Source organism: Neisseria sp. (assembly GCF_041804105.1).
In the GTDB taxonomy this organism is placed as follows: domain Bacteria; phylum Pseudomonadota; class Gammaproteobacteria; order Burkholderiales; family Neisseriaceae; genus Neisseria.
This window is the reverse complement of sequence record NZ_JBHCJY010000091.1, coordinates 1-8,698: the sequence shown is the minus strand read 5'-3', so window position 1 is coordinate 8,698 and position 8,698 is coordinate 1. Positions and strand designations below refer to the sequence as shown.

Genomic DNA, 8,698 nt, shown 5'->3' with positions numbered 1-8,698 from the left:
AGTTGGCCTTCCGTACGGTTACGCCGCTTGGCGCGGCTAACCGTACCTACTGAGATGATATTTGAACCGAACGGAATCCTTCAGGCAGCCCGTCCGATGCCGTCTAAAAACCAACGCAACCCGCGTAGGTACGGTTAGCGCCTTTTGCGCGTAACCGTACACAAGAGCGCACGGATTCCGACCCACGGCAAGGCCGTCTGAAAACAGTTGGCCTTCCGTACGGTTACGCCGCTTGGCGCGGCTAACCGTACCTACTGAGATGATATTTGAACCGAACAAAACCCCGCAGGCAGCCAGCCTAATGCCGTCTGAAAACCCGCGTAGGTACGGTTAGCGCCTTTTGCGCGTAACCGTACGCAAGAACGCAGGGATTCCGACCCACGGCAAGGCCGTCTGAAAACAGAATCAGGGCAACGATATGAATACGGCAAACATCCCTCCCGCCGCACGGCTGCTGGCCGAACCCGAACAGTTGGACTATCTGCACACCACAGGTACCGGTATTCCGCGCGGCATGAGCGCATGGCAGGTTTACGCGGCGATGACCGACGGCATTCCGGCATGGCTGGCATGGTCGTTCCGCATCCGCGACGGAATTTCACGGCTGTTCGGCGTGAAACCGATTAGGGGCTTTTCGCGGCACAACCCGCACGACGTGCCGCCCGTCGGCGGCATGGCGGATTTTTTCCGCGTGGAGGCCGTCGGCAGCGAACAGCTCGTGCTGCTTGCCGCAGACAGCTACCTTGCCGTTATGGTGTCCATCGACATCACCCGTCGGCCGGACGCTTCCGCCGACCGCACGGACGTTACCGCTTCGGTAAAAAACCGCAACGCCTTCGGCAGGCTGTACATGCTGCCCGTCGCACTCATGCACGGCGCGGTGGTCAGGCGCATGTTGCGCAATATCGGCAATGCCGTCTGAAAACCCGGGTTTCCGTACGGTTACGCCGCTTGGTGCGGCTAACCGTACCTACTGAGATGATATTTGAACCGAACGGAATCCCTCAGCCAGCCGACCGAATGCCGTCTGAAAACCTCTGTTCTGAAAACCGCTGTAAGAAAAACCGATGAAAAAAGAACTGCATACCGAAACCATTATCCGTGCGGACATCGGCACCGTATGGCAAATCCTGACCGATTTCCCTGCCTACCCCGAATGGAATCCGTTCATCATCCGCATCGGTGGCCGTTCGGAAGAAGGGGCGGTGTTGGACGTGCGGATACAGCCCGTCGGCGGCCGCGCCATGAATTTTGCGCCGAAAATATTGTGCTGCCGTCCGCCGTACGAACTGCGCTGGCTGGGCAAAACCGTATGGCGCGGACTGTTCGACGGCGAACACTTTTTCCGTTTGGAAACCTTGCCGGATGACACAACCAAGCTGACACACGGCGAACGGTTCGACGGCCTGCTCGTCAGGTTTGCGGCGGATATGCTCGACCGCACGACGCTGCCCGCATTCGAGCAGATGAACCAAGCCCTGAAACAGCGGGCGGAAAACAGCCTGTAATCAGTCCGTGCCGCCGGCATGCCGTCTGAAAACAGTTGGCTTTCCGTACGGTTACGCCGCTTGATGCGGCTAACCGTACCTACTTGCTTGATGCGGTTAACCCTACCCGCCTTCAAGGCCGTCTGAAAACCCTGCAACCCGTTCCTACAGAGAAACCATGACCCAAGCTGTCCTGATCCAATCCCTTTCCCACCGCTACGGCAAAACCGCCGCGCTCGACGATGTGTCGCTGGCGGTGCCGCAGGGGGCAACCGTCGGGCTTATCGGCCCCGACGGCGTGGGGAAGTCCACGCTGCTCTCGCTGATTGCGGGCGTTCGCGTTATCCAGCAGGGTTCGGTGCAGGTATTGGGCGGCGACATGGCGCAGAAAAAAACGCGGCAGGCTCTGTCGCACCGCATCGCCTATATGCCGCAGGGTTTGGGGAGAAACCTGTATCCGACTTTGAGCGTGTACGAAAACATCGATTTCCATGCGCGGCTGTTCGGACTGGATGCAGCGGAACGCACCGCACGGATTGCGCGGCTGCTGGAAGCCACGGGGCTTGCGCCTTTTCCGAACCGTGCGGCAGGCAAACTCTCGGGCGGGATGAAGCAGAAGCTGAGCCTGTGCTGCGCGCTGGTGCACAACCCCGATTTACTGATTCTCGACGAGCCGACCACGGGCGTCGATCCGCTCTCGCGCCGCCAGTTTTGGAAACTGGTCAACAGCCTGCGTGCGGAGCAGGACGGCATGACCGTGCTGGTCGCCACCGCCTATATCGACGAAGCCGAACAGTTCGAACACCTGCTGGCGATGGATGCGGGCAGGCTGCTGGTCAACCGCCCGATGCGCGAAGCGATGGCGGCATACGGCGCGGACACGCTGGAAGCGGCCTATATCAAAATGCTGCCGCCCGAAAAACAGCAGGGTGCGGGCGGTTTGGAAATCACGCCGTTCGAGCCGCTGCCCGACGCACCGCCTGCGATGGAAGCGCACGGCCTGACCAAGCGTTTCGGCAGTTTCACGGCGGTGGACAAGGTCAGCTTCACCATTCAGAAAGGCGAGATTTTCGGCTTTCTGGGCAGCAACGGCTGCGGCAAGTCCACCACCATGAAAATGCTTACGGGGCTTCTGGATGCCACCGAAGGCACGGCCGAACTGCTCGGCCGACCCGTCGATGCGGGCGACATGGCCACGCGGATGCGCGTCGGCTATATGTCTCAGGCGTTTTCGCTGTATGAAGAACTGAGCGTGCGGCAAAACCTGAATCTGCACGCCAAACTCTACCAAATGGGCGCAGGCGGCGCGGCGGCGGTGGAAAACGCGCTGGAAGCATTCGGTTTGGCCGCCGTTGCCGCCGCGCGCCCTGCGGATTTGCCGCTCGGCATCCGCCAGCGGCTGCAACTGGCCGCCGCCTGTCTGCACCGCCCCGAAGTGCTGATTCTCGACGAACCCACTTCGGGCGTGGATCCCGCCGCGCGGGATATGTTCTGGCGCACGCTGCTGAAACTCTCGCGAGAAGACCGGATGACCATTTTCCTGTCCACCCACTTTATGAACGAAGTGGAACGCTGCGACCGCATTTCCCTGATGCATCGCGGCCGCGTGCTGGCCGTCGGCACGCCCACCGAAGTCGTCGCCGCAAGCGGGCGGGAAAATACCGAAGAAGCGTTTATCCATTATTTGGAACAGGATGCGGCGGAACGCGCCGATGCCGTCTGAACACAGGTTTCCGTGTGGTTACGCTGGCCGGAGCCGCCAACCGTACCCGCCTAGTGCCGTCTGAAAACCGGAACGGCAGTTTTCAGACGGCACCGGCAGTCTCTGAAACCGGAGCAGAATATCTTTCAGACGGCCTAGGGTCTGTCGACATTTAACGCAACGGCGGTGTTTTTGGTCAAAAATCCACGTCTGCGACGTTAAAAATGCTCGCAAGGTGTTCAACCTTGCTGCGCTTTTTGCCTTGCATACGCGGTTTTTGCCTCAAAAAAACGCTTCGTTGGTTAAATGTCGACAGCCCCTAGAACCGCTCGCCGCATCAGGCCGTCTGAAAACCGCAGCAACAGGAAAACACCATGTCCCGCAACACCCGCACCCTCAAATACTGGTTCGCCACCGTTTGGACGTTTGCCGCCCGCGAAACGAAAGAGCTGCTGCGCGACAAAATCCGCCTGTTTTTCGCCGCATTCGGGCCGGTGGTGATGCTGTCGGCCATCGGCTGGGCGGTGTCGTTCGACGTCAACGGCCTGAATTTCGCCGTGCTCGACCGCGACCAGAGCGCGGAAAGCCGCCGCTTGGCCGAACAGTTCCGCGGTTCGCCGTATTTCCACGAACAGCCGCCCGTGTATTCGCTTCGGGAAGCGCAAAACCGGATGAAACAGGGCGATACGCCGCTGATCGTCGATATTCCGGCAGGTTTCGGCCGCGCGCTCGCACAAGGCAGGCAGCCGGAAATCGGGCTGTATATCGACGGCACGGAGCCTTTCAACGCGGCAACGGTTTCGGGTTACGCACAGTCGCTGGTGGCGCAGTACAACATCGAAACGCTGCGCGCACGCGGCATCAGCCTGCCGGACACACCCGAGCTGGTGCCGCGTTTGGCGTATAACCAGGATTTCCGCAGCATCAATGCGATGACGCCCAACATTCTGGTGATTGTGCTCATCATGATTCCCGCGATTATGAGTGCGCTTTCGGTGGTGCGCGAACGCGAAACGGGATCGATTGCCAACCTTTACGCCAGCCCCGCTTCGGTGCCTCAATACCTGTTGGGCAAGCAGCTTCCCTATGTGGCGATGGGCGTGTTCAACTGCGCGGTACTGGCACTGATGGTGGTGCTGTGGTTCGGCGTGCCGCTCAAGGGTTCGCTGGCGGGGCTGATGATCGGCGCGACGCTGTTTGTGGGCGCGTCCACTGCGCTGGGGCTGCTGATTTCCGCCTTTACCCGTTCGCAAACCGCCGCCTTCTTCATCGCCGCCATCGGTACGATGGTGCCCACCATCACGTTTTCGGGGCTGTTTTACCCGCTCTCTTCGATGACCGGCGGCGCATATGCGATGGGTGTGGGTTTTCCCGCTTCGTGGTTTCAGAAAATCTCCATCGGCAGTTTCGCCAAAGGATTGGGCGCGGCCGATTTCGGTTTTGAATATGCGGTGCTGGCGCTGTTTTGCGCGGTTTACCTGACCTTGGCATGCGTGTTTTTGAAAAAGCAGGAGAAATGAATGGAAGGCCGTCTGAAAACAGGAGTCCCGACATGAAAGCCCTCAACAATATTCCCGCCCTTATCGGCAAGGAGTTGCGCAGCCTGTTCGGCGACAAAGTGCTGGTGGTGCTGATCGTGTGGGTGTTTACCGCGCTGGTGTATTCCGCCGCCACCGGCGTGGACACCGACGTGCGCAACGCGCCGGTGGGCATCATCGACCACGACCGCAGCCAGCTTTCCCGCCGCATCGCCGATGCGCTGCTGCCGCCGCATTTCGACACGCCGCAACCCGTTCTGCGCGAAGAAAGCGGCAAACTGATGAACAAAGGGCAAATCCAGTTCGTGCTGGAGTTTCCGCCCGGTTTCCAGCGCGACGTACTGGCCGGACGCGCCCCCGAAGTCCAACTGCTTTCCGATGCCACCAACATCACGCAGGCGGGCAAAGGGCAGGCTTATATCGGTCAAATTTTCCAAAACGAAATTCTTGAATTCACCGGCCAGAAAGAGCTGCTGGAGCAGGCCGAACCCGTCCGCGCCGAACCGAACACCCAGTTCAACCCCAACAATACCGACAGCTGGCTGATGGCCGTTGCCGAAGTCAACAATATGGTTGCGCTGATTACGATGGTGTTGGTGGGAGCGGCGGTTATCCGCGAACGCGAACGCGGCACGCTCGAACACCTGCTGGTGATGCCCGTGTCCGCCGCCGAGCTGATGCTGTCTAAGATACTGGCCAACGGCCTCGTGATTACCGCCGCCGCGATTTTATCGATGAAATTTATGGTCAGCGGCGTTATCGGTGTGCCTGTGGCCGGTTCGCTCCTGCTTTACGCCGCAGGCGCCGCGCTGTTTTTCTTCTGCATCTCTTCGCTCGCCATCATGCTCGCCACCCTTGCGCCCACCATGCCGCAATACAGCCTGATGATGATGCCCGCCTATGTGATTATGCTGATGTTTTCCGGCACATCCTCACCGCGCAGCAATATGCCCGAAACCGCACAGCAGATCAGCGAATACTGGCCCACCACGCTGTTTGCCGAATTTACCCACAGCGTGCTGTTCCGCGGCGCGGATGCGGAAACCGTGTGGCCGAAACTGGCGGGCATGGCGCTTACCGGCCTGCTGTTTCTCGGCTTTGCGCTGATGCGTTTCCGCAAAATGCTGGAACAGCAGGGATAGTTTTTCAGACGGCCTGTACCGGCACAGGCCGTCTGAAAAAACCGCAAACGGAGATTTATCGATATGGATACGGAACCGGTCATCATCGGCAACGAATACGACCCGCACACCATCACACGGTTATCGGACGCGCTTCGGGAACTGCGGGCCGTCAAAATCGGCGAACAATCCGCCTTGGCAGGTTCGCAGGATTTTTACAGCGCAAGTTTCCAGATCGAAGGCCGCATCATCACGGTAGAAACCGAAACCTACGCCGGTATCCGCCTGACCGGCCATCCCGAAACCGTTTGCAAAATACAGAGAAAAATCAACACCCCGAAAAAGAAAAGGCCGTCTGAAAACACCGGTACTTAAACGGACAGCCGTCCGCCCTACCCTAAAAATCCCCGACAAGGAACCCCGCATGATGACGACACCGAAAATCCCCGCCCTCGTTGCCGCAGCCCTTGCGCTTGCCGCCTGCACATCCACCGACATTCCCCTGAACAGCAGCATCGGCATGCCGCAACAGTTCGACCAAACCCAAGCCGCCAAGGGCAGTGCCGACATTACCCGATGGTGGCGGCAATGGAACGACCCCGTCTTGAACGGCTTAATCGAACAGGGTCTGCGGCAGAGCCACGACATCCGCATCGCCCGCAGCCGCCTGAACGAAGCCGGCGCAACCGCCCGTTTGGCCGATGCCGACAAAGGCGCGCTGGCGGGCGCGAATGCCGACTTCGGCCGCGCAGACGGCCTCATCCGCAATCCTTTAAGCAGCCAAACCCGCGCCGCGCTGCGGCAAAACCCTTTAACCGCAGCGGCAGACCAAGACCGTTTCCGGCTCGACGGCAACAGCCTGTCGGGCGGGCTGTCCGCCTCGTGGGAACCTGACATCTTCGGTAAAAAACGCAGCGATGCCGATGCCGCCCGCTATGCTGCGCTGGGTGCGCAAGAGCAGGTGTACGGTGCACAAATCCTGCTGGCAGGCAGCATCGCCGAAAACTATTTCAAAGCCCGCGCCGCACAAGGCCGTCTGAAAAACGCCGCGCGCACCACCGCCACGTTGGGCCGCCTAGTCCGATACGTCGAAGGCCGTTTCAAGGCAGGGCATACCACCGCCTACGAAGTCAATCAGGCGCGCACCCGACTCACCGCCGCCCAAGCCCGGGAAAGTACGTTCCAAGCCGAATATGCCGCCCATGTACGCAGCATCGCCGTGCTGACGGGGCAAGTCCCGCAGGGATACTCCCTGCCCGACAGCCGCAAAGACGTTCTCGCCGCCCAACCCGCCGCACCGCGCGGCCAAACCCCGCAGGGGCTGCTCGAACGCCGTCCCGACATCCGCGCCCAAGCCGCGCAGGTCAAAGCCTATGCCGCCAAACTCGCCAGCGCGAAAGCCGACCTGCTGCCGCGTTTTACCATCGAATTTTTGGGACAGGGCAGCATCGACGTGAACAGCGACAGCGGTCTCAAAGGCTGGGGCAGCCTGCTGCGTGCGGGCATCCGGGTGCCCGTATTTACCAACGGCCGAACCCGTGCCAACATCGCCGCCGCCGACGCAAGGCTTCAGACGGCCTTGCTGCAATATGACCAAACCCTGCTCACGGCTCTGAGCGAAGTCGATACCGCCTACCAAACCCACACCGCGCTTACCCGCCAAAACACGCTGCTCGAAACCGCCCGCCGGCAGGCATCCAAACAGGCGGCCGACACGGAGAAGCTGTTCAAATACGGCAACAAAACCCTCGACGAAGCCCTGCGTGCCCGCCTGAACGAAACCGAAATGCAGGAAAACCTGATCCAGTCGCGTCTCGCACGGGCGCAAACCCTCATCGGCCTTTACAAAGCATTGGGCGGCGGCTGGACAGCCGGCGGTTCGGAACAGGCGGGCAAACCTTGACGGATAAACCTTGACGAACAAACCGTACCGGCAAGCCGTATCTGCACAGCCGTATCTGCCAACTTGTCGATTCGCGGCACCGTTTTCCGTCCATTCCCGCGCAGGCAGGAATCCGTGGCCGATATTCGCGCGCGTATGAATCAGCAAGGTTTCTTAGATTGATAACCCGCCCCCGCCTGCACGGGAATGACGGGAAACAGTACCGCGGCAACCAACATCCGGTGAAAGCAACACCCATTTATCCAAACTTATCGGAAAGCCCACATCCATAAAATCACTTCCCGTCCCGCCCATACTGCCAACGGCAAACAGGCCGTCTGAAAAAGTTTTCAGACGGCCTGTCTGTATCCGACGCGCTACCAAACCGGCAAACGCTTATCAAGCCAAGCCTTATCCGGCAGTCCGTCGGTGTAACACGAACCATCTGCCGTTTCGATACGGTTGCGACGCTGTCCAAACCCTTTTCCAAAACAGACAGGCCGTCTGAAAAGTTTTCAGACGGCCTGTCTGTTTTGCCGCTCGGACAATATCAAACCAGCAGGCTTTTATCGAGCCACACCTTAACCAGCAGCCCGCTGGCATTGCGGACGCTGTCGGCCAGTTCGATGCGGCCGCCGTAGCGTTTGGTAACGGTGTCGGCAATCGACAGCCCCAGCCCCGTGCCTTCGGTGTTATTGCCGAGTATGCGGTAAAACGGTTCGAGTACGCGGGCGCGTTCGGCGGCGGGGATGCCGCAGCCGCTGTCTTCCACGCAGAAAACGATGTGCCGCGCGGTTTCTTCCGCCCACAAGTCGATGCGGCCGCCTTCGGGCGTGTAGCGCACGGCGTTGTCGGCCAGGGTTTTGAGCAGGGTGTAAACGGCGGTTTCGTCGGCGGAAAACGCGGGGTCGTTGTCGTTGAGCGTGCCGATGTCCTGCCCTTTGGCTTCGGCCAGCGGGTAGATTTCT

Annotated in this window: 8 protein-coding genes; 7 read left to right on the top strand and 1 reads right to left on the bottom strand. The window is 60.0% G+C overall.

The window, feature by feature from the left end; all coding sequences use genetic code 11:
* Positions 1 to 418 precede the first annotated feature (418 nt).
* The 7 genes from ACEYDX_RS08285 (at position 419) to ACEYDX_RS08255 (ending at position 7,751) form a co-directional block, all read left to right on the top strand.
* The gene (locus ACEYDX_RS08285) at positions 419 to 922 is read left to right on the top strand and encodes a DUF2867 domain-containing protein (protein ID WP_373741548.1); all 504 of its coding nucleotides are present in this window, start codon (positions 419 to 421) and stop codon (positions 920 to 922) included.
* Between the two features lie 145 nt (positions 923 to 1,067).
* Positions 1,068 to 1,508: an SRPBCC family protein gene (locus ACEYDX_RS08280; RefSeq protein ID WP_373741547.1), complete on the top strand. Its 441-nt coding sequence runs from the start codon at positions 1,068 to 1,070 to the stop codon at positions 1,506 to 1,508.
* Positions 1,509 to 1,665: 157 nt separating this feature from the next.
* Positions 1,666 to 3,210 (top strand): ATP-binding cassette domain-containing protein, encoded by a 1,545-nt coding sequence (locus tag ACEYDX_RS08275; protein ID WP_373741546.1) that lies wholly within the window; start codon positions 1,666 to 1,668, stop codon positions 3,208 to 3,210.
* 353 nt (positions 3,211 to 3,563) lie between these two features.
* The gene (locus tag ACEYDX_RS08270; RefSeq protein ID WP_373741545.1) at positions 3,564 to 4,709 is read left to right on the top strand and encodes an ABC transporter permease; all 1,146 of its coding nucleotides are present in this window, start codon (positions 3,564 to 3,566) and stop codon (positions 4,707 to 4,709) included.
* 32 nt (positions 4,710 to 4,741) lie between these two features.
* On the top strand, positions 4,742 to 5,869 hold the full coding sequence (locus tag ACEYDX_RS08265) for an ABC transporter permease (RefSeq protein ID WP_373741544.1): 1,128 nt from the start codon (positions 4,742 to 4,744) through the stop codon (positions 5,867 to 5,869).
* Positions 5,870 to 5,932: 63 nt separating this feature from the next.
* Positions 5,933 to 6,223: a hypothetical protein gene (locus ACEYDX_RS08260; RefSeq protein WP_373741543.1), complete on the top strand. Its 291-nt coding sequence runs from the start codon at positions 5,933 to 5,935 to the stop codon at positions 6,221 to 6,223.
* A gap of 52 nt (positions 6,224 to 6,275) precedes the next feature.
* Positions 6,276 to 7,751: an efflux transporter outer membrane subunit gene (locus tag ACEYDX_RS08255; RefSeq protein ID WP_373741549.1), complete on the top strand. Its 1,476-nt coding sequence runs from the start codon at positions 6,276 to 6,278 to the stop codon at positions 7,749 to 7,751.
* A gap of 529 nt (positions 7,752 to 8,280) precedes the next feature.
* Here ACEYDX_RS08255 and ACEYDX_RS08250 read toward each other — a convergent pair.
* On the bottom strand, positions 8,281 to 8,698 hold a 418-nt coding region (locus ACEYDX_RS08250), incomplete at its 5' end, for a sensor histidine kinase (RefSeq protein WP_373741542.1).

Coding starts and splice junctions, on each gene's coding strand:
- ACEYDX_RS08265 (WP_373741544.1), top strand. CDS start 4,742: ATGAAAGCCCTCAACAATATTCCCGCCCTTATCGGCAAGGAGTTGCGC.
- ACEYDX_RS08285 (WP_373741548.1), top strand. CDS start 419: ATGAATACGGCAAACATCCCTCCCGCCGCACGGCTGCTGGCCGAACCC.
- ACEYDX_RS08280 (WP_373741547.1), top strand. CDS start 1,068: ATGAAAAAAGAACTGCATACCGAAACCATTATCCGTGCGGACATCGGC.
- ACEYDX_RS08270 (WP_373741545.1), top strand. CDS start 3,564: ATGTCCCGCAACACCCGCACCCTCAAATACTGGTTCGCCACCGTTTGG.
- ACEYDX_RS08255 (WP_373741549.1), top strand. CDS start 6,276: ATGACGACACCGAAAATCCCCGCCCTCGTTGCCGCAGCCCTTGCGCTT.
- ACEYDX_RS08260 (WP_373741543.1), top strand. CDS start 5,933: ATGGATACGGAACCGGTCATCATCGGCAACGAATACGACCCGCACACC.
- ACEYDX_RS08275 (WP_373741546.1), top strand. CDS start 1,666: ATGACCCAAGCTGTCCTGATCCAATCCCTTTCCCACCGCTACGGCAAA.